17 protein-coding genes are annotated in these 19,285 nt (G+C 64.1%); 8 read left to right on the top strand and 9 right to left on the bottom strand.

Annotation, left to right across the window (positions count from 1 at the left end):
• Window positions 1-115: 115 nt before the first annotated feature.
• Window positions 116-1,357 carry an ISL3 family transposase gene (locus HFP89_RS11075; protein WP_168715701.1) on the top strand — a complete coding sequence of 414 codons (1,242 nt, stop codon included), beginning with the start codon at window positions 116-118 and terminating at the stop codon, window positions 1,355-1,357.
• A 23-nt stretch (window positions 1,358-1,380) separates the two neighbouring features.
• Here the strand turns inward: HFP89_RS11075 and HFP89_RS11070 are convergent, their stop codons facing one another.
• Window positions 1,381-3,558: a leucine-rich repeat domain-containing protein gene (locus HFP89_RS11070; protein ID WP_168717725.1), complete on the bottom strand. Its 2,178-nt coding sequence runs from the start codon at window positions 3,556-3,558 to the stop codon at window positions 1,381-1,383.
• A 377-nt stretch (window positions 3,559-3,935) separates the two neighbouring features.
• Between HFP89_RS11070 and HFP89_RS11065 the strand changes: the two genes are divergently transcribed.
• Window positions 3,936-4,226, top strand: coding sequence for a helix-hairpin-helix domain-containing protein (locus HFP89_RS11065; protein ID WP_168717724.1), 291 nt, complete (start codon window positions 3,936-3,938; stop codon window positions 4,224-4,226).
• Between the two features lie 56 nt (window positions 4,227-4,282).
• Here HFP89_RS11065 and HFP89_RS11060 read toward each other — a convergent pair whose 3' ends face one another.
• Window positions 4,283-5,620 carry a serine hydrolase gene (locus HFP89_RS11060; protein ID WP_168717723.1) on the bottom strand — a complete coding sequence of 446 codons (1,338 nt, stop codon included), beginning with the start codon at window positions 5,618-5,620 and terminating at the stop codon, window positions 4,283-4,285.
• A gap of 149 nt (window positions 5,621-5,769) precedes the next feature.
• Here HFP89_RS11060 and HFP89_RS11055 point away from each other — a divergent pair, with 149 nt between their 5' ends.
• Window positions 5,770-6,654 carry a DMT family transporter gene (locus HFP89_RS11055; protein WP_168717722.1) on the top strand — a complete coding sequence of 295 codons (885 nt, stop codon included), beginning with the start codon at window positions 5,770-5,772 and terminating at the stop codon, window positions 6,652-6,654.
• Between the two features lie 13 nt (window positions 6,655-6,667).
• Here HFP89_RS11055 and HFP89_RS11050 read toward each other — a convergent pair whose 3' ends face one another.
• The gene (locus HFP89_RS11050; RefSeq protein WP_206212335.1) at window positions 6,668-8,518 is read right to left on the bottom strand and encodes a TonB-dependent receptor; all 1,851 of its coding nucleotides are present in this window, start codon (window positions 8,516-8,518) and stop codon (window positions 6,668-6,670) included.
• A gap of 21 nt (window positions 8,519-8,539) precedes the next feature.
• On the opposite strand from HFP89_RS11050, the gene HFP89_RS15845 reads away from it, so the two are divergent.
• On the top strand, window positions 8,540-8,803 hold the full coding sequence (locus tag HFP89_RS15845; protein ID WP_206212334.1) for a hypothetical protein: 264 nt from the start codon (window positions 8,540-8,542) through the stop codon (window positions 8,801-8,803).
• 218 nt (window positions 8,804-9,021) lie between these two features.
• Here the strand turns inward: HFP89_RS15845 and HFP89_RS11045 are convergent, their stop codons facing one another.
• From HFP89_RS11045 to hppD, 3 genes are all read right to left on the bottom strand, one after another.
• A complete protein-coding gene (locus HFP89_RS11045; protein ID WP_168717720.1) occupies window positions 9,022-10,008 on the bottom strand; it encodes a fumarylacetoacetate hydrolase family protein in 987 nt (328 codons plus the stop codon).
• 150 nt (window positions 10,009-10,158) lie between these two features.
• Complete coding sequence (locus HFP89_RS11040) at window positions 10,159-11,280, bottom strand: homogentisate 1,2-dioxygenase (RefSeq protein ID WP_168717719.1); 1,122 nt, start codon at window positions 11,278-11,280, stop codon at window positions 10,159-10,161.
• A gap of 223 nt (window positions 11,281-11,503) precedes the next feature.
• Window positions 11,504-12,550 carry a 4-hydroxyphenylpyruvate dioxygenase gene (gene hppD / locus HFP89_RS11035; RefSeq protein WP_168717718.1) on the bottom strand — a complete coding sequence of 349 codons (1,047 nt, stop codon included), beginning with the start codon at window positions 12,548-12,550 and terminating at the stop codon, window positions 11,504-11,506.
• A 132-nt stretch (window positions 12,551-12,682) separates the two neighbouring features.
• Between hppD and HFP89_RS11030 the strand changes: the two genes are divergently transcribed.
• The 4 genes from HFP89_RS11030 to HFP89_RS16185 are packed head-to-tail and all read left to right on the top strand — an operon-like array spanning window position 12,683 to window position 15,246.
• Window positions 12,683-13,153 carry a MarR family transcriptional regulator gene (locus tag HFP89_RS11030; protein ID WP_168717717.1) on the top strand — a complete coding sequence of 157 codons (471 nt, stop codon included), beginning with the start codon at window positions 12,683-12,685 and terminating at the stop codon, window positions 13,151-13,153.
• Window positions 13,150-13,845: a maleylacetoacetate isomerase gene (gene maiA / locus HFP89_RS11025; RefSeq protein ID WP_168717716.1), complete on the top strand. Its 696-nt coding sequence runs from the start codon at window positions 13,150-13,152 to the stop codon at window positions 13,843-13,845. Before HFP89_RS11030 ends, maiA begins: the two co-directional genes overlap by 4 nt.
• Window positions 13,835-14,245, top strand: a complete 411-nt coding sequence (locus HFP89_RS11020) for a DUF4398 domain-containing protein (RefSeq protein ID WP_168717715.1) — start codon at window positions 13,835-13,837, stop codon at window positions 14,243-14,245. The genes maiA and HFP89_RS11020 overlap by 11 nt, the downstream gene beginning before the upstream one ends.
• Entirely contained in the window at window positions 14,242-15,246 is a 1,005-nt protein-coding gene (locus HFP89_RS16185) for an OmpA family protein (RefSeq protein WP_168717714.1), read from the top strand. The genes HFP89_RS11020 and HFP89_RS16185 overlap by 4 nt, the downstream gene beginning before the upstream one ends.
• Window positions 15,247-15,454: 208 nt before the next feature.
• On the opposite strand, the gene HFP89_RS11010 is transcribed toward HFP89_RS16185, so the two are convergent.
• From HFP89_RS11010 to HFP89_RS11000, 3 genes are all read right to left on the bottom strand, one after another.
• On the bottom strand, window positions 15,455-16,222 hold the full coding sequence (locus HFP89_RS11010; protein WP_168717713.1) for a hypothetical protein: 768 nt from the start codon (window positions 16,220-16,222) through the stop codon (window positions 15,455-15,457).
• A gap of 28 nt (window positions 16,223-16,250) precedes the next feature.
• The gene (locus HFP89_RS11005; RefSeq protein ID WP_168717712.1) at window positions 16,251-17,624 is read right to left on the bottom strand and encodes a cystathionine beta-synthase; all 1,374 of its coding nucleotides are present in this window, start codon (window positions 17,622-17,624) and stop codon (window positions 16,251-16,253) included.
• A gap of 230 nt (window positions 17,625-17,854) precedes the next feature.
• The gene (locus HFP89_RS11000) at window positions 17,855-18,073 is read right to left on the bottom strand and encodes a YdcH family protein (RefSeq protein ID WP_168717711.1); all 219 of its coding nucleotides are present in this window, start codon (window positions 18,071-18,073) and stop codon (window positions 17,855-17,857) included.
• Window positions 18,074-19,285: the final 1,212 nt, after the last annotated feature.

Below are 19,285 nucleotides of genomic sequence, written 5' to 3'. Positions count from 1 at the left end.
GGGTCTATCCGAATCTCGCAACGGATTTCAGACTTGATCCGGTCTGATTTGAGAGGTCATGGGGCCTCCTGTAAAGTTTTGTTTTCCAGAACAAACAGTACAGAAAGGAACCCCCATGACCGTCTACAAGCTTATCGCAAAGCTGCTCAAGTTCAAGGATTTCCGGTGCAATGGACTGGCCTTTCGGCGCGGCAACCGGCTCGAGGTATTGGTCAAGCCCTACAAGAACGGCTGCCGCTGTCCGGAGTGCGGCCGGCGGGGACGTATCGTTCGCCAGCGCTCCGAGGTGCGCTACTGGCGTGATATTCCGGTCGGACCCTGGTCGATCTGGCTGATGTACTGGCCGCGTGAGATCTGTTGTGACACCCACGGCCGGGTGACCGAGCAGCTACCTTGGTCTGAGGCGGGCAGCCGGGTGAGTCACCGCTTTGAATACCTGATGCTGCGCTACTGCCAGATCATGCCGCAAAAGGCCGCCGCCCAGCTGCTGCGGTTGCCCGCCTCGACCCTTTCGGATCTGCTCCATCGCACCATTGGCCGGTTGCGCGAGGGCCATCGCATCCGAGGCCTCAAGACCATCGGCGTTGACGAAATCTCCTATCACAAGGGTCACAAGTACGCCACGCTGGTCTATGACCTGGAGCGCTCCTGCGTGGTCTGGATCGGCCAGGGCAAGGCCCGAGCGGCGATCGACCGGTTCTTCAACGAAGCGCTCAGCGACTACCAGAAGGCCAGGATCCAGACCGCCTGCTGCGACATGAGCCAGGCCTACATCGGGGCCATCCAGACACACTGCCCGAACGCCACCCTGGTGCTGGACCGCTTCCACATCGTTAAGGCGCTCAACGAGGCCGTCGACGAGGTTCGCAAAGAGCAGTGGCGGGAGGCTACCCGGGATGAACGCAAGGCGCTCAAAGGGCTGCGCTGGCTGCTCTCACGCCATTCGTCGACCCGAAGCCGGCGCGATACCCAAAACCTCAATGCGCTCGACAAACACAACCGGCGAATCTATCGCGCCTGGCGCCTGAAAGAAGAGTTCGAGCACTTCTGGACCTACCAGGCACCCTGGGCGGCAGAGCGGTTCCTGAAGCAGTGGACCAAAAGTGCATTGCTCAGCCGCCTGGAGCCGCTGCGAAAGTTCGTCCATACCCTCCGACGCCACCAGGATGCCGTGCTGGCCTTCATCGGCACCCGCGTGACCAACGCTATTGCTGAAGGACTCAATCGCATCGTCAAGATCGTCAAGAATCGCGCCAGTGGCTTCCGCCATCTCGATGCGTTCTCCGACATGATCTACCTGACCGTTGGAGACCTCGATCTGCCTGGGCAAATTCCAGTGCGGTTCCGCACACTATGAAAACGCCGGCAAAGACAGTCAGATCAGGCGCTGCGGGCGATCAGAGCTTTGCGAGATCCGGATATAGCCTTAAAAGAGAGGTCGACAGTCCTCAGATTGGGCAGGTTTCTCAACACCTGCAACGATCCAATTTGATTCAGTGCGAGATCAAGATACGTCAGAGCAGAAAATTGATCCAAGCCTTGCAGGGCGGTTGCCGGATCATCACTCCCGATCCCCCAGTTCCTGCAAGTAACACTCGTGATCTCTCCAACTTCGAGCGCGGCGGCCGTTTGGTCGGTCAGACACGCTCTGAGGTTGTCGTCAGTGATGTTTGCCAGCGCTAATGATATCGACAGGGTCGGAGCACCCAAAATATGAATCGGGAAGGTTTCAGACACTCCTCCACAGGATTCAGTTGATCCGGTAGGGACGCAAAGTTGCACATTGAAGTAATGCAGCCCAATGTCCAATTTCTCATTGTTCAAGTAAGGCGTATTTGGATTCAGGCTCGATACCGTACTGGTCTCCGCGTAAGTCCCTGGTCGCATTCTTTCGAGTTTCGCAAAGGCTGGTGCCGAAACCGAGCTTTCTAATTGCCATGTCAAAGAGAACCCATCGCCATACACCACGTTGCTGCCGGCTGTCAGTGAATGAGGAGCGGGCAGAGAGTCCTCACAGTTCTCGGGCTGAATTACCCCAAGATAGTCGCTAGCCCCAGGGTCAATTGCGGCACTAAGCGCAGAGATTTGCGGGCAATAGATCCAAGACAAACCGGTGAGGTCGACTTCTTTCAGCATCGATCCCGGCAATTCAGCAGTCTGGATGAGCGAATTCACGTCCCCGACCTGCGTATCGCTGAGTACGACTCGTTCTAAGGATGTGAGCCCATGAAGACCGCTGACATCATTAATGCTGGAACCTGCAAGAATCACCTCATTCAGCGGCCCACCAAAAGCTGGAAGCGGATCAAGCTGCAATCCGATCGCAATTATTTCTTCAAGGGCGGGAAGGTTTGCAAGGGGACCCAAATTCAGGGTTTGCTGAGGAGTCAGTCCTGTTATCCCTGAAACATTTACGGACTTCAGGTAGACGAGAGAGCTCAACGGACCGAAATCCGGCACCTGTGTTCCGACAAGGCTGAGTGTCTCCAGGTTTGTGAGCGCTTCTAATGGACCGATATCTGAAACAGGGTTTTGATCTAAGATGAGTATTTGAACGTTGGGAACCAGCTCTATTCCCTGTAGTGAAGATATTCCGAAGCTCGTGCAGTCGAGCGCGACGAGCTCATCGCGTTTCTTCAAATCTGCAGCATTCATGTTTGCGCTGATGCACTGGCTTAATGCTGACTTCGCGAATAAATTGCTGTTTTTTCTTTCTTGCGCGGTTCCACCTTGATTCGAATCAGGCGCAATATGAATCTCCGCAGAGGCGCTGTACGACGAGACACGACTTGTTTGCGCTCCGGAAATTCGTTCGACCGCCTCGCTCTTCGCGTTGCTTGAGACGTTTGGCAGCTGATCAAATCGCGCGACAATTTGAATGGTTCCAGCGTCGAATTGATCGAGCACGATTCGGGCGTTTCGTTGCGCTCTTCGGGGTGGTGAGTAATAACTACGTTCAGCTTCATCCGTATAGCCACGCTTCGATGAATCCACTCTGCGCCCAATCCTGGTGGGCCCGTAAGGCTCGGTCGTCTCAACTCGATAGATCGAATATCGATTCCCTGAATAGACGGAGATTTCGTATGCGTCCGGCCTATGCGCTTCTTGTCCTTCTTCGGTTTCGATTTGACTATCTTGCAGACTCCAAAATAGATTAAGTATCGTTCGGCCATCATGAGACCTTGAAATCTGATGGCGCAGAATCCTGGGAGCAGGAAGATTGAGTTGAGGTTCTGAACGCGCGCGCTCATCTGCGCAGGTCGAATCTTGGCAATCGCCACTTTCAAGCAGCTCTGCAGTCGATGTTAGAGTGCCGACGGTCGCGATTCGATGTTGGGCTCGAAGTGCGGAGAACCCACTCTGAAATGCGGGATCTTGATAAATCGAAAGAGGTTCTGCAGCCCCCCTGTCAGGAAAAGACCCGAAACTCTCTTCAAAACTTCTGAGGTCAACTGGTTTTGTATCAGCGGGCTGCTGGGCAACCGCCAGAGAAACAAAAGATAGCAGTATCAGCCCAGTGATCAAGCGGCCTCTGGCCAAATCGATAAAATCGTACACGCTTGCAACCCCGCTGCCTGGATTTAAAAGGTCCCGGGGTAGTAAAAGCCAAACGCACACGCAACCCACAACGGTCGCGCGTCAGTTGTTCAAAAACAGAATTGTTTTGCGTCAACTGCATCAAAGCCACTCCTTCCCCAGCCCTGACGCTACAACTCGGGCAGGTCGGTGTCAAGTTAAATTTTCGAAACATGGAGGGCCTACGCCGGCAACGGGCCAACAAGTCGAAACGCTTCTCAGCAATTACTCGGACATCCATCCATTTACACCCCGCGGTAATGAGCGATTACCCGGACACCCATCCAATTACATCTACGTGACCGACGGCGCGCGCGGGGGCGCACTCGCAACCTCTGCGACCTTGCTAGAGTGCACCAATGAACCCGGCCAACGTCCGCCGCGACGCTCTCACCGAACTGACCGACCTGCCCAACATCGGGCCGAGGATTGCGGCGTGCCTGCTCAGGGCCGGTGTCGAGCGGCCGGTCGACCTGGTCGGACGCGACGCCTTCGATCTGTACGGTCAGCTGTGTCGGTCGGAGGGCCAGCGACTCGATCCCTGCGTGCTCGACGTCTGCCTGTCGATCACCCGTTTCATGGACGGCGGGGAGCCCCGCGCCTGGTGGCACTACACGGCGAAGCGGAAGCAGCGGTATCCGGACGTCTGAGCCCGTGCAGGCATCGTTGTCCGAAGGCGGGTGGCCGATCCGGCTCGATGGCCGGCTCAGGGCCGGGGCGACATCGCCCCGATGACGTCCATCACCAGCCGGGCCGTGCCGCTGGAGGTGAAGTTCGTGGCGCCGAGCCGGACGATGACCAGGCCATGGGACGGGACGATGATGGCGCGCTGGGACTGGAAGCCGTCCATGTAGACGATTCCGTCGGGCGCGTCCGGGTCGGGGTGGCCGCGCCAGAAGCCCAGGCCGTAGGCGTTTTCGCGCGAGCCGGCCGTCGCGGTATCGATCCGTTCGACCCAGCCCTCGGCCAGCACGCGCCTGCCCTCCCATACGCCGTCCTGCAGCACGAGCTGGGCCAGGCGGGCCCAGTCGTGGGTGCCGGCGTAGAGGTACGACGAACCCTGGAAGGTCCCGGCCTGGTCGACTTCCAGCACCGCGGTCTGCACGCCGACCGGATCGAACAGCATCTCGCGCAGTCCACGGACCTGCTCGGGCAGTGAATCACCGAGCGCATCCTGCAGCACCCGCGCGGCCAGTACGGTGTTGCCGCTCATGTACTGCCAGTGCGTCCCGGGCGGATGCACTCGATTCCGCCGCGCGGCCCAGGCGGCCATGTCGGACTGGGTGAACAGCATGTCGGAGTTCGGGTCGAAGCCATCGGCGCGCTCGGCCATGTCCAGCCCCGAGGTCATGCGCAGCAGGTGATCGAGCGTGATCGGCGGGTCGTCGGTGGCGCTCGCGATTCCCGGTCGGGCGAGATCGATCACGCCGTCGCGGGCCAGTGCACCGGCCAGCAGGGCCATCGCGCTCTTGGTCATCGACCAGCCGTGCAACGGTGTGGCCGGGCCGACGCCCTCGGCATAGCGCTCCGCCACCAGGCGACCCTCGTGGAGCACGGCCACCGACAAGGTGTTCCGGCCGCCACGTTCGGGCTCGGCGAACGCGGACTCGATCGCCGCGGCCAGCGCGGCTTCGTCGAACCGGGCCGCGCGGTGCGCGGTGTCCAGCGGCAGCGCCTCGAACGGATCGGGGTCCGGCAGCGCCAGCGCCCGGTCGAACGCTGATTCGTCGTGGACCAGCGAACAGCCCAGTCCGGGCCGGTGCACCGCCGTCTGACGATACAGGCCGGCCAGGCTGGCGCGCACCTCGCGCCGGTCGTCATCCAGCACGACGCGCAGGACCGGAAGCGCCGGCGCCAGCAGCGGATCGATGTACATCGCCCGCGCCCGCTCGATCGAAAATCCGGACACGAAGTGCAGCGAACAGGCCTGTTTGGCCGTGAAGCCGCTGGCCGTCGGCAGATAGATCCGGTGCAGGGGCGAGACCAGGAACGCGACCAGGCCGATCGCGACCAACAGGGCGGAAACGAACAGGAGTCTGCGCATCGGGTCGAGCGAAAACCGGGAAGTGGTCCCGAGCATAGCCCACCCGGCCGGACCGCGAGTGCCCGGCGACGCTGCAGCCGGACCGGGGAACGTGCGAGACTGGAATCACGTACGCCACTCCGGATCAGGGTTCCGGGGGGGGAGGACGAATGCGCATACCGAGCCCGGTCCTGCTGATGCTGGCCGCACTGTGCTGGGGCCTGTCCGGCGGCATCGGCGGCCTGCTGGTCGACGGCGGCTGGGATCCGTTCGTGATCTCGCTGTACCGCGGCGCGATCGGCCTGGTGTTCGTCGGCGCCTGGCTGGTCACGCATCCGCATCGCACCGAACTGCGGAACCGCAGATTGTGGGGATGGTCGGCGCTGGCCGGGCTGGGCGTGGCCGGCAACTTCGCGTTCTATTTCGTTTCGGTCGAGCACGGCAGCGTCGCGGTCGCGGCCACGCTGATGTACTGCGCACCGGTGTTCGTGTTCCTGGCCTCGTTCCTGCTCGGGCTGGAGCGGCCCACCCTGTTCAAATGGATCGCGATTGCGCTGGTACTCGGCGGCATCGCGCTGCTGACCGGCGTCCACGAACTCAACGCCAGCGACATCGCGCCGATCGCGGTCGCGGCCGGCCTGGCGTCCGGCCTGTCCTACGCGCTGTTCATCTTCGGCTTCAAGTACGCCTCGCAACACGGCAGCGCGCCGGCGGTGCTGACCATCGCGTTCCTGGTGCTGATCCCCGTGCTGCTCGTGCCCAGCGAGACCGGCCAGGTCCGCGACGCGATGACCACATCGGACTGGCCGCTGTTCCTGGCCCTGGGGGTGCTGGGCGCGGGCATCTCGTTCACGTTCTACGTCGCCGGCCTGCGCGCCACCCCGCCGGCCGTCGCGTCCGTCATCGCCATGATCGAACCCGTCGCCGCGTCGCTGTTCGGTCTGACCGTCCTCGGCGAGCACCTGTCGCCGGTCCAGTACGCCGGAATGACGCTGATCCTGGTCACCGTCACGGCGCTCAGCGTGCTGACGCGCGATCGGCGCAGGCCGCACTGACGGACCGGAACCATCAGTCGCCGAACCGGACCCGTACCCCGCCGTTGACGACGAATCCGTCGTTACGCGACCAGATGTCGGTCGTCCACTGTCCGCTCGGCGCACGCGACGGCCGGACCAGCGGGTCTTCTCGGGTCTGGCGAACGTTGAGCAGGTTCTCGAAGTTGATGAACCAGCTGGCGCGGCCCCGCGTGATCTCGCCCAGCAGGCCGAGATGCCAGTACGGCTCGCTTTCGTCCCGGTACGGGTTGTCCTCCAGTCGCTGGGTGCCGGTGTAGTAGGCCTCGAAGCCGAGCCGGCCGCGCCCGTGCTGCTCCCACATGGCCACGAAACCGGCCGAGTGCTCCGGCGTCAGCGGAATCCGGCGGCGGCCTTCGCCGGCCAGGGCGGGCTCGGTCGCGTCGAGATACAGGTAGCTGCCGGTGAGCTTGAAGCTCCTCCAGTAATAGCGAACCAGGAACTCGGTACCCCGGATGCGGCTCTCGCCGGGCACATTGATCAGCCGCACCCGGTCCAGCGGGCCGCCGGCTTCGGACGAGAACGGCTGCAGCCGGGTCACGTCGTCGACGTTCGAGGCAAACAGCGTCGCGTTGGTCTCGAGCTCGCCCCACGAGTAGCCGACGTCGATCGAGGCGGTCTCGGCGGTTTCTTCCTTCAGGCCCATCAGCGGCTCCAGCCGCGACAGGCCGGCGGCCTCGATTTCCTCGACGAAGGGCGTCGGCGCGAAATAACCCTGCCCGTACGACCCGCGAATCGTCCAGTCGCCGGGCCGGTAGAGCACCGACAGCCGCGGGCTGAACTGCGACCCGTACTCGCTGTGCTCGTCGAGCCTCGCGCTGATCGACGTCGACAATGCCTCGGTCAGGTCGTAGTCGAGCTGGCCGAACAGGCCCGGCACCTCGTAGCTGTAGTCGAAGGCCGGAAAATCGTCCGAGTCGAACACGTCCGACTGCAGCGCGATGCCGGCCACCCAGTTCGAACGAAGCGTGTAGCCGGTCAGCGAACTTTCAACCAGGTAGCTCTCGTGACGATCGCTCTCGATGACCGCACCGAAGCGCTTGTCGTGGTCCTGGATCATCGCCGAGCCCCGAACGCTCCAGCCCAGCACGTCGCCGAACGGACCATCGGCGATGAAGCCGGCGTCGAAGCGCTGCGTATCCTGGGTCTGCGGGAAGGTGCTTCCGTCGGGCACCGTGCGCCCGGGCAAGGTGCCGCCGGTGCGCTCCTCGGCCATGAACCCGGTGGTCGCATAGACCCGGGCGCCGCCGTCGGCGGTCCAGAACAGGCGCGGCCGTGCGGTCACGCGCTCGTACTCGGCGATGTCGATCCAGCCGTCGTCATCGAGGTCCTTCGCGTCCTGCCGATGCGCGCCCGCCGTCAGCGAAGCGCTGAACGATGGATTCAGCGGCGCGGCCACATAGGTCGTCAGATCCTGCCCGTCGCGGGTCGTCAGGTTGACCAGCGCCTCGCCCTCGAACGCATTGCCGGGGCGGCGTGAAACCAGGTTGATCACGCCGCCCAGCGCCGAACCTCCGTACAGCGACGAGGCCGAGCCCTTGATCACCTCGACGTGCGCCAGGTCGGTCGGCGGAATCTGCAGCAACCCGATCGACGCCGCCTGCCCGCCGTACAGCGGCAGCCCGTCGGCCAGCAGCTGCGTGTACCGCCCGTAGAGCCCCTGCAGCCGGATGTTGGCGCTGCCCAGTGCCGGCGACGTGGTCTGTACACGCACGCCTCCGGTCTCGGCCACCAGCATCGAGATGTTGCCGGGCCGCATGATCGCCTTTTCCTCGATCTCCTCGCGCACGATCACCTCGACGCGGATCGGTTCGTCGCTGGCGGAGCGTCCGATCCGTGTGGCCACGACCTCGACCGGCTCGAGAGAATGACCGTGCGCGTGGGCCTCGTCATCATGATCACCATGCGCATGGCCCTCCTCCGGGTCATGGCCAGGATGCTCGTCGTGCCCGTGATCGGAATGCTCGTCGTGCGACGGTTCCTCGCGCGCGACCCGGCGTTTCTCCAAGCCGTTCGAAGCGGCCGGATCGACCGAACGCTCGGCCGTTCCATGACCAGCGGCAGAACCCCAGAGCCCGAGCGAGCACGCGAGGAAAAGCAGTGCGGAAACCGACCGGACAGGCGTTGGTGAAGACATCAGCGGGATGATCCTTGCTCGAGGCGATTCAAAGGGGGCGCCGAGCAACGACCGAACGTCGAAGCCGGCGGCCCGAAGGGTACTTCAAACCGCGCTTTCCGAGCGTGAGACAGCCGTCCCGAAACCGGCTTCGCCAACGTCGACATGTCCGAACGGCGCCGGGACGGGAGGACTGCTCCCGCCCGGTCTCCGGCGCGGCCGCGGCGCCGCCGCTACCGCTCGTACTTCACGACCTTCTGCTCGATCGAGCCGAAGTAGCTGTTGCCGTCCGGGTCGGTCATGTCGATGTGCACGCTGTCGCCGAACTGCATAAACGGGGTCTCGGGCTTGCCGTTCGCGATGATCTCGAGCATGCGCTTTTCGGCCAGGCAGCTGGCGCCGCGGCTGGTGTCCTGGTTGGCGATGGTGCCGGAGCCGAGGATGGTGCCGGCGGCCAGCGGCCGTGACTTGGCGGCGTGGGCCAGCAGCTCGGCGAAGCTGAACTGCATGTCCTCGCCGGCCTCGGGCTGGCCGAACAGCTCGCCGTTGTAGTGCGTGACCAGCGGACGGTGCAGCTTGGCGTCCTTCCACGCATCACCGAGCTCGTCCGGCGTGGCGACGACCGGCGCCAGCGCCGAGCGCGGCTTGGACTGCAGGAAGCCGAAGCCCTTGGCCAGCTCGCCCGGGATCAGGTTGCGCAGCGAGACGTCGTTGAGGATGGTGACCAGCTGGACGTGGTCGGCGCACTCGTCCGCGCTCGCGCCCATCGGCACGTCGTCGCAGATCACACCGATCTCGGACTCGAAGTCGATGCCCCACTCGGTGCTCTCCATCACGATGTCGTCTCTTGGGCCCAGGAAGCCGTCGCTGACGGCCTGGTACATCAGCGGATCGGTGAAGAAGCTCTCCGGAACCTCGGCGCCGCGCGCCTTGCGCACGCGTTCGACGTGCGGCAGGTAGGCCGAGCCGTCGACGAACTGGTAGGCGCGCGGCAGCGGCGAGGCCAGCGCATTGATGTCGAGGTCGAAGGCGCCTTCGACACGGCCTTCCTGCAGGTCCTCGAACAGCGAGTTCAGCCGCGGCGCGGCGTTCGACCAGTCGTCCAGCGCGGCCTGCAGCGTCGGCGCGATGCCGTCGGCCTTCACGGCGCGGGTCAGGTCACGCGAGACGACGATCAGCGTCCCGTCGCGGCCGCCTTCCTTCAGCGTGGCGAGTTTCATGATGTTCGTTCCTGATGGTTTGAAAAAGAAGTGATCAGTTTTCAGTTCTCAGTTTTCAGTGAAACCCAATCGGACCATCCGGCAAACGCTGCATCCTGACAACTGACAACTGACAACTGACAACTGTTTACTGAAAACTGATGACTGTAGTCACCCCTTCCAACTATCCACGTATCCCGTCCACTCGATCCTTTCCGCATCGGTGGTTACGTCCAGCGCATCGCGGGTGTCGATCATGACCGCGACCTCCTCGGTGGCCTCGGCCTTCGGCGTGAACGCGTTCTTCAGCGCTTTCGGGTGCGGGCCGTGGGTGAAGCCGCAGGGGTGCAACGTCATCATGCCGGGGTGGATGTTGTCGCGCGAGAAGAACTCGCCGGCGTGGTAGAAGATCAGCTCGTCGAAGTCGTCGTTGTTGTGGAAGAACGGCACTTTCAGCGCGTCCGGATCGGTCTCGAAGGGACGCGGCACGAAGGTGCAGATCACGAAGCGGTTGGCCAGGAAGGTCGTGTGCGCCGACGGCGGCAGGTGGTAGCGGTGGCTCATCAACGGCCGAATGTCGCGCCAGTTGATCTTCACCGGCATCAGGTCGCCGTGCCAGCCGACCGCGTCGAGGGGATTGAAGGGATAGGTGATCGTCGAGATCGCGTTGCGGCGCTTGACGCGGACCTTCCATTCGCCCTCGCCCTGCTGGGCCTTGAAGGCGTCGTCGATCTGCGGCGTGTCGAGCATGGCCGCATCGAAGATCGCGTGCGGGCCGACCAGGCCCTTGTCCGGCAGCATGTAGCTGGCGTTGGTCGCCTCGATCAGCAGCAGTTCGACGGCATCGTCACTTTCGATCCGCCACATCGTGCCGCGCGGCAGCATGATGTAGTCGCCGTCGCGAAATGCCATCCGGCCGTAGTCGCAGAACAGATCGCCGCTTCCTGCATGGATGAACAGCATCTCGTCGCCGTCGGAATTGCGGACCAGGTGGTCCATCGTTCCATCGCTCTTCCACTGGCGGATGCGCGTGTGCGCGTTGTGCATCAGCTCGGTGGCGTCCCACGGTGAGGCGGTTGCGGTGCCGAGCTTCGTGGTGTCGAAGGCGCGCGGCTTCAGTGGGCCTTCGAAGTCGGTCCAGCCGGTCGGCGCGTTCGGGTGGTACATGTGCGAGGCGGGACCGAAGAACCCTTCCTTGCCCAGCTCGCGCTCGTAGGTGCCTTCGGGCAGGTCGCAATGTGCCTGGCGGGACGCCTTGCCCTCGACCTTCGGATGCGTGATCCAGTTTTTCATAAGAAAGTTTTCAGTGGGAAGTTGTCGGTTTTCAGTGGCCGGCGAATCGGGTTTCAGGTTTCAGGTTTCAGGTTTCAGGTTTCCGGTTTCCGGTTCTCGGCTCTTGGCTTACGCGAATCATGCCGAGCACTATTCCGATCAAGCCCGGATTCAGGCGTTGCCGCAAGACCGCCTTTCCTGAAACCGGAAACCCGAAACCGGCTTTTCATCATCGACGCCTGATTCAAAGCACGCCGCGCTTTTCCTGGTCGCGCTCGATGGCTTCGAACAGGGCCTGGAAGTTGCCTTCGCCGAAGCCTTCGTTGCCCTTGCGCTGGATGATCTCGAAGAAGATCGGACCGATGTTGGTCTGGGTGAAGATCTGCAGCAGCTGCTTGTTCGTCTCGTTCGGGTCGGCGTCGATCAGGATCCTGTTCTTCCGCATCCGTTCCACGTCCTCGCCGTGGTCCGGGATGCGCTGGTCGATCACCTCGTAGTAGGTCTCCGGCGTGTCGAGGAACTCGATACCGTTGGCGTGCAACTGCTCGACGGTGTCGTAGATCGAGTCGGTATACAGCGCGATGTGCTGGACGCCCTCGCCCTTGTATTCATCGAGGTATTCGTTGATCTGGCTCTTCGGGTCTTCCGACTCGTTGATCGGGATCGAGATCGACCCGGTCGGCGCGGTCATGGCCTTGGAGCGCAGGCCGGTCTGCTGGCCCTTGATGTCGAAGTACTTGACCTCGAAGAAGCCGAACAGGTCTTCGTAGAAACTGGCCCACTGGCCCATGTTGCCGTTGTAGACGTTGTGGGTCAGGTGATCGACGAAGGTCAGCCCCGCGCCTTTCGGGTTCCGCTCGACGCCCTCGATGAAATCGAAGTGCTGCTCGACGTCCTCGACACCGCCGGTCAGGTAGAGCACGCTGCCGCCGATGCCGGCGATCTTCGGGCAGTCCAGCGGCATCGTGTCGACATCGCCGTCGACGTCCTTGCCGCCGTTGGCGACGATCGTCTCGTAGGCCGATTCCGGGTCGGTCACGCGAATGCCGAACCCGGTGCAGCACGGCCCGTGCTCGGCTGCGAATTGGCTGGCGAAGGAGTCCGGCGTCTCGTTGACCATGAAATCGATGCGTCCCTGGCGGTACAGCGTGACCGGCTGGTCCTTGTGCACGGCCACCTTGACGAAGCCCAGCGCCTCGAACAGCGCGTGCAGCTTCTCGGGCTCCGGCGAGGCGAACTCGATGACTTCGAAATTCTGGACACCCAGCGGGTTCGGTCGGGACTCGTTCATGACGGACACTCCTTCGGATACGGATCAGCTGCAGCACGACGACCGCGAAGCGGATCGGCGACTGCGCCGGAATGATTGATTGCTGATGTGATTTTAGTTACATTTGAAACTATTGGCAACCATGGCCGACGCATGCTCGATCTCGAACACTTCCTGCCCTATCGCCTTTCGGTGTTGTCCAACCGGATCAGCGAAGGCATCGCGCTGACCTACCGCAACCGCTTCGGCCTGAGCGTCACCGAGTGGCGCGCGATCGCCATCGTCGGCCGCTACCCGCGCATTTCGGCCACCGAGGTCGCGCAGCGCTCTGCGATGGACAAGGTAGCGGTCAGTCGCGCGGTGAAGAACCTGCTGGCCCGCGGGCTGCTGGAGCGCGAGGCCAGCGACAGCGACCGCCGCGCCAAGCACCTGAGCCTGAGCCGTGAAGGCCAGACCGTGCACGACCGCATCGTGCCCGAGGCCCGCGCCTTCGAGCGCCGGCTGCTGGCTGCGCTGGACCCCGACGACCGCGCCGCACTGGATCGCGCGATCGACCGGCTGGCCGCCGCGGCCGAGCCGGCCCACGACCATCCTGCCCAGAACCCGCCCCCGGAGACGGCATGACCACCGAACCGAACCGCTCGCGCGGCGCCCGCCCTCGACGCCCGGACCCGATCCTGTACGGCTACTGGCGCTCCTCGGCCAGCTACCGCGTCCGGATGGCCCTGAACCTCAAGGCCGTGGCCTACCAGCAACGCCCGGTTCACCTGGTCCGCGACGGCGGCCAGCAGCACGCGCCCGACTACGTCGCGCTGAACCCCCAGGGTCAGGTGCCTACACTGGTCCACGGCGACCACGTGCTGACCCAGTCGCTGGCCATCCTGGAATACCTCGAAGAGATGTTCCCCGAGCCCGCACTGCTGCCCGGCGATCCGGACGGCCGTGCGCGGGTTCGCGCGCTGTGCGGCGTGATTGCCTGCGACACCCACCCGCTGAACAACCTCGGCGTGCTGAAGTACCTGGTCGCTACCCTCGGCGTGGGCGAAGACGCCAAGCTCACCTGGTACCGCCACTGGATCTCTCGCGGTCTCGATGCCTTCGAGCGCCTGCTGGCCGACTCCGACGACACCGGCCGTTTCTGTCACGGCGACGCCCCCACCTTGGCCGACTGCTGCCTGCTGCCACAGGTCTATAATGCGCGCAGGTTCAACTGCGATGAGTCGAACTGGCCGGAAATCGGGCGCATCTGCGCCGAACTGGGCTCGATTTCCGCCATCCGCGACGCCGCCCCGGAAAATCAGCCCGATGCCGACTGAATACCGCCGACACTCCGCCACCGCGGCCGTGCTTTCCCTGCTGGCCGTGCTGTTGTTGACCGCCTGCGCCACCACCCCGCCCGACCCGGCCCTGCTGCGGCCGGCAGAGGACGCGCTGGCCCTGGCCGAGCAGGCCGGCGCGGTCGAACACGCACCGCTCGAACTCGAAGAGGCCCGCGAATACTACGAGCAGGCCGTAGCCGCGCTCGAGGCCGAGGAACTCGCGGCCGTGACTCGGCACGTGGAAATGACCGAAGTCCAGGCGCGGTTGGCCATCGTTCGCAGCCGTGGTGCAAGAGCCCGCGAGCTGCTGGCCGAGCGACGCGCCGAGTACGATTCGCTGCGTGCGGAGCTGGTCGATATCTACGGCGAGCGGATTCAGCCGGAGGACACGCCATGACGGCTGCAGCGATGCACCGACACGGTCACCTGGTTGTGCTGCTGGCGCTGGTCCTCGCGCTGGCCGGCTGCGCCACGCCGACCCCGCCACCCGGCCTGATCGAGAACCTGCAGGCGGATCTCCAGAACCTGCTGGACGACGAGGAAACCGTCGCGCTGGCGCCGGTGGCCGTGGCCGAAGCCCGCACCGCCGTGCGCCAGGCGAGCATCGACGAGCTCGACGCCGATGCCCGCTTGCACCGCGTCCGCGTGGCCCGCAAGCACATCGAGATCGCCCGCGCCGAGGCCTTTGCCGAACGCGCCCGCCGCGAGGCCGAAACCGTCGAGCAGCGTCGCACCGGGCTGATCCTGCAGGCCGGCCGGCTGGAAGTCGAGCGGGCCCGGCGCCAGGCCGAGGAAGCGCTGCTCGAAAGCACGGCCACCCGCGAGGAAATGCAGCGGGCCCAGAGCGAGGCGTTGAGCGCCGAAGAGCGTCGTCAGCGCGCCGCCGAAGAAGCCCGGCGTGCCCGCAGCGAAGCCGAGCAGGCCCGCCGACTGGCCGAGGCGCAGTCCGAGGAAATCGAGCTGGCCCGGCGCGAGGCCGAACTGGCCACCCAGACCGCCGACAGCCTTCGCCGTCGCCTGGAATACATGGAGTATCGCGAGACCGACCGCGGCGTCGTCATCACCCTCGGCGACGTGCTGTTCGAAATCGGCGAAGCCGACCTCCTTCCGGCCGCGCAGCAGAACCTCGGCGACGTGATCGAACTGCTGAACACCGAGCCCGATGCAGCCATCCGCATCGAAGGCCACACCGACGCAACCGGACCCGCCCAACTCAACCTGCGGCTGTCCGAACAACGGGCAATGGCCGTCCGCGACGCCCTGATCGACCTCGGTGTCGACGGCTCACGGATGAATGCCGTGGTCGGAATGGGAGAGGATTTCCCGATCGCGACCAACGAGACCGCCGAGGGACGGGCGCGCAACCGCCGGGTGGACGTGATCCTGCTCAACGAGTAGACGACCCCGGGCGCACTCGACAGTGCGCCGAGGTTCCCTGCTCGAGCGGCACTCGCCCGAAACCTCTGCGGGCATCGAGTCGAAGGTCGATTCGAACTGGCCAGCACCGCAAGCTCTTCACGACGACGGGCGAGCGGTCGCAAGCGGCGCAGCGCTCGGTCGCCATCGAACCTCGAACCGCACTCTACCCACCGGCCCGCGGACAGGCCTACTCCAACCAGCCCAACTCCCGTGCCGTCACCGGCCCGACGATGACATGATTCAGGCTGGGCGCCTGCACGATCCGCCGCTCGTTGACGGGGATCCGCCCGGCCATGATCTCGGCCCGCTGCTGCGGATACAAGGGGCGACGGTCGGGCTCGGCATAGCCGTGGGGGTAGAGCGGGCGGCCGCTGCCGAGGTCGTACTTGTCGGTGGCGCCGACGGTGTGCAGCAGCTCGTGCAACAGGACAACCCGGTTGGCACCGGCCTGGGCGCGCGAAGCGAACAGGTGGGCCGAGGCGACGCGAATGCGCTCCAGGCCGGTCGAGTGCGGCAGGCGCACGCTGCGATTGGGGTCGTGGTAGCGGGCGATGACCACAATGTCGGGCTGCTGGCCCTGTTCGTCGAAGCGGAACCGCCACCAGCGCAGGGCCGCCACCCAGCGCATGCGCTGCCACAGGCTGCCGTTGACCGGCTGCTGCGGCGGCGGATCGGCGATCTGCCGGCCGAACCGGATGTAGATCGGCGTGGCCAGCTCGACGCCGTATCGACGGGCCTCGCCGGCCATCCAGTCGGCGATGGGCTGCAGGTCGCTGTCGTCCAGCGATTCGATGTAGCGCTGGGCCTGCGCGCTGTTGTCCTGGTTGACCGGATAGACGCTGACGAACAGCGGGGCGTTCCAGCTGGCAATGCGCCGGGCATCGCTGAACACGTTGTGGACGACCAGCAGCAGCAGGATGAGCAGCAGCGCGATGCGAAACTGCTTGAACGTCATCTGCCGGGTCCCCGGTGCACGTTCCGCGTCACCGATCGGTGCGCCGGCGCAGGTAGTTCAACAGGTCGACGCGAGTGATCAGGCCGAGGAAGCGATCGCCGTCGAGCACGATCGCGACGCGGTCGGCATTGAAGATCGGCAGCAGCGCATCGATCTCGGCATCGACCTGGACCGACTCCAGCTCGGTGACCATGGCCGAGGCGATCGGGTCGTTGAAGCGGTCTTCCCGGTTGTAGATCGCCATCAGCAGGTCGGATTCGTCGATCAGTCCGACGATCCGATCGCCGTCGAGCACCGGCAGCTGCGAGACGTCGTAGAGCTTCATCCGCTTGTAGGCGTTCGACAGCGGTTCGTCGGGCCGGACCACGATGGCATCGTGGGTCCGGACCGGGCGGGCGATCAGATCGCGCAGATCACCGTGGTTTTCGATATCCAGGAACCCCTGCTCGCGCATCCAGTAGTCGTTGTAGACCTTCGACAGATACTTGTTGCCGGTGTCGCAGACCAGCGTCAGCACGCGCTTCGGTTCGGTCTGCTCGCGGCAGTAGCGCAGCGCGGCGGCCATCAGCGTGCCGGACGACGAGCCGCCGAGCAGGCCCTCGCGATCGAGCAGCTCGCGGGCGGTCAGGAAGCTCTCACGGTCGGAAATCGAGTAGGCCTTGTGGACCCGGCTGAAGTCGCTGATGCTGGGCAGGAAATCCTCGCCGATCCCCTCGACCAGCCAGCCGCCGGCATCGTCGCGGACATGGCCGGTGGCGATGTAGTCGGCCAGGATCGAGCCCTCGGGATCGGCAAGCACGATCTCGAGGTCCGGCGCGGCCTCGGCGAAGAAGCGCGACAAGCCGGTGACCGTGCCGCTGGAGCCGACGCCGATCACGATCGCGTCGAGGTCGTGGTTCATCTGCTCCCAGATCTCCGGCCCGGTGTACTTCTCGTGGGCCAGCGGATTGTCGGGGTTGCCGAACTGGTTGATGAAGTACGAGCCCGGCGTTTCGTCGGCGATCTTCCTGGCCAGGTCCTGGTAGTACTCCGGATGGCCCTTGCCGACGTCGGAGCGAGTGATCACGACCTCCGCGCCCATCGCCTTGAGGTTCGAGATCTTCTCGCGGCTCATCTTGTCGGGGATGACCAGAATCATCCGGTAGCCCTTCTGCGCCGCGACCAGCGCAAGGCCCAGTCCGGTGTTGCCGGCCGTACCCTCGACCAGCGTCGCGCCCGGCTTCAGATCGCCGCGTTTCTCGGCCTCCTCGATCATGACCAGCGCAATGCGGTCCTTGATCGAGCCGCCGGGATTGTTGCTTTCCAGCTTGGCGAACAGCGTGCACGGGCCGGTATCGAGATGGTTGATGCGGACGACCGGCGTATTGCCGATCAGGTCGAGCACGTTATCGTGAACGTTCATGGGAAGCGCGGTGTGAGAAGGCCCGCCTAGTGTACCCCGCCGCTCATTCGCTCACGTCCGGTCAGCCGCCGAAGCGCTCGGATCGCAAGGGACGAATTTCCGATGAAACCGCCGCGGGTCGCACGGCGCGTGCCGACGGAACGTGGACGGGATCGGGGTGAAGGGTCTCGAACTTCGAGCCGAAAAAGGCGGCCGGCCAGGGAACGGCCGGCCGCCGGATGCGGAGGCGGTCAGGCCGCGCGGGCCCGATCCATCATGCGGGCCAGCTGATCCTTGGTGCGGAGCTTTTCACGCTTCATCTGGTTCAAGGCCAGGTCTTCCATCGGTGCGGTGTTGTTCTCGGCCGCGGTCACGCGCTTTTCGAGCTTCTGATGGTGGTTGTACAGCTTGCGGAACTCTTCGCTTTCCTTCAGCAGCGTTTCCATCTGATCGCGACGGTTCTCGAACATGGCACTTCTCCTTTCGTGGTCATGACACCGGCCCCGTCGACGCACCGTCGCAGGACGACGGAGCGGCAGGCAGGGCGCCGGAAGATGAGTTTCGGGAGGAGACGGTCGACCAGTGCACATCGCACGCGAAAGGCGCGGGCAACGAAACCTTGCACTGGACATCAGGCGGGGTGGAGCGCGGGAACGGCTGCGACCGTGCGCTCGAAGTGGAAATGACGGATTCGAATACTTCGGAGTCTTCCACGTCCTGTCCCGACCGGCTCGGGTATCTGTTGTATCGCAATCCGACCGGGTTTGGCAAGCCGGAGTTCCTTCAGCCGCGACCGGCTCACACGATCGCGGCTCAACGCATTGTTCCTGATAGATTTTTCTCGCCATCGGAAGTGGTGAGTATTTGTTCAGCGGCGCCGCCACCACCGCGCCTTGCAGGGTGCCGCGCAGTCGGGGTCGGGCTTTTTCCGGCACGACAGAAGTGCCTGAAAAGCGCTTTTGGCAGGCACGTGTACCGGTGGGCCTGGCCTTCCGGCATGGGATTGTGGCGCGGAAAATCGCGTAGTGCCGCGGAGATGGAAGGGCTTGCCAGGTACAGAGGGGTCGGAGCCCGAGGCGTAGCCGGATGGTTGTTTCCGGCTTGGTTCGGTGAACGGCCCTTCGGTGGGCGGTTGTGGCCGACCAGCGCCTCGTCGGCCTGGCCCTGCCTTGGCTAGTGCACTCGTGGTCGCTGTGGTTCTGGTGTCTTGCTCGCCTTCGGGTTGTTGCTTCCCTTGGCTACAAGCCGTTTCGCCACGCGGGCTGCGCCCGCTTTCTGGCGAGGTACTTTTGTCAATCGCCACAAAAGTACCCAAAAGGGCTTTTTTTACAAGCGCGCGTACCGGGCGGGGTTTGCCCTCCGGTGAGGGTCGTGGCGCGAAAAATCGCGCAGTGCCGCGGAGATGGAAGGGCTTGCCGGGGTACAGAGGGGTTGGAACCCGAAGCGAAGCCGGATCGTTGCTGCTGGCTCGGTTCGAACACAGGCCGCTTCGGTCGACGGTTGTGGCCGACCAACGCCTCGTCGGCCTGGCCCTGCCTTGGCTAGTGCACTCGTGGTCGCTGTGGTTCTGGTGTCTTGCTCGCCTTCGGGTTGTTGCTTCCCGGGGCTACAAGCGTTTCGCCACGCGGGCTGCGCCCGCTTTCTGGCGAGGTACTTTTGTCAATCGCCACAAAAGTACCCAA

Origin of the sequence: Wenzhouxiangella sp. XN79A, assembly GCF_012272825.1 — a bacterium.
In the GTDB taxonomy this organism is placed as follows: domain Bacteria; phylum Pseudomonadota; class Gammaproteobacteria; order Xanthomonadales; family Wenzhouxiangellaceae.
Note: the sequence above shows the minus strand (reverse complement) of the source record. Positions and strands in the feature narration are given on the sequence as shown.

What these genes read in the sequence shown, in the direction of transcription:
- HFP89_RS11075 (WP_168715701.1), top strand. Translation starts at nt 116, where the DNA reads ATGACCGTCTACAAGCTTATCGCAAAGCTGCTCAAGTTCAAGGATTTC.
- HFP89_RS11065 (WP_168717724.1), top strand. Translation starts at nt 3,936, where the DNA reads ATGAACCCGGCCAACGTCCGCCGCGACGCTCTCACCGAACTGACCGAC.
- HFP89_RS11060 (WP_168717723.1), bottom strand. Translation starts at nt 5,620, where the DNA reads ATGCGCAGACTCCTGTTCGTTTCCGCCCTGTTGGTCGCGATCGGCCTG.
- HFP89_RS11055 (WP_168717722.1), top strand. Translation starts at nt 5,770, where the DNA reads ATGCGCATACCGAGCCCGGTCCTGCTGATGCTGGCCGCACTGTGCTGG.
- HFP89_RS15845 (WP_206212334.1), top strand. Translation starts at nt 8,540, where the DNA reads ATGACCGTGCGCGTGGGCCTCGTCATCATGATCACCATGCGCATGGCC.
- HFP89_RS11045 (WP_168717720.1), bottom strand. Translation starts at nt 10,008, where the DNA reads ATGAAACTCGCCACGCTGAAGGAAGGCGGCCGCGACGGGACGCTGATC.
- HFP89_RS11040 (WP_168717719.1), bottom strand. Translation starts at nt 11,280, where the DNA reads ATGAAAAACTGGATCACGCATCCGAAGGTCGAGGGCAAGGCGTCCCGC.
- hppD (WP_168717718.1), bottom strand. Translation starts at nt 12,550, where the DNA reads ATGAACGAGTCCCGACCGAACCCGCTGGGTGTCCAGAATTTCGAAGTC.
- HFP89_RS11030 (WP_168717717.1), top strand. Translation starts at nt 12,683, where the DNA reads ATGCTCGATCTCGAACACTTCCTGCCCTATCGCCTTTCGGTGTTGTCC.
- maiA (WP_168717716.1), top strand. Translation starts at nt 13,150, where the DNA reads ATGACCACCGAACCGAACCGCTCGCGCGGCGCCCGCCCTCGACGCCCG.
- HFP89_RS11020 (WP_168717715.1), top strand. Translation starts at nt 13,835, where the DNA reads ATGCCGACTGAATACCGCCGACACTCCGCCACCGCGGCCGTGCTTTCC.
- HFP89_RS16185 (WP_168717714.1), top strand. Translation starts at nt 14,242, where the DNA reads ATGACGGCTGCAGCGATGCACCGACACGGTCACCTGGTTGTGCTGCTG.
- HFP89_RS11010 (WP_168717713.1), bottom strand. Translation starts at nt 16,222, where the DNA reads ATGACGTTCAAGCAGTTTCGCATCGCGCTGCTGCTCATCCTGCTGCTG.
- HFP89_RS11005 (WP_168717712.1), bottom strand. Translation starts at nt 17,624, where the DNA reads ATGAACGTTCACGATAACGTGCTCGACCTGATCGGCAATACGCCGGTC.
- HFP89_RS11000 (WP_168717711.1), bottom strand. Translation starts at nt 18,073, where the DNA reads ATGTTCGAGAACCGTCGCGATCAGATGGAAACGCTGCTGAAGGAAAGC.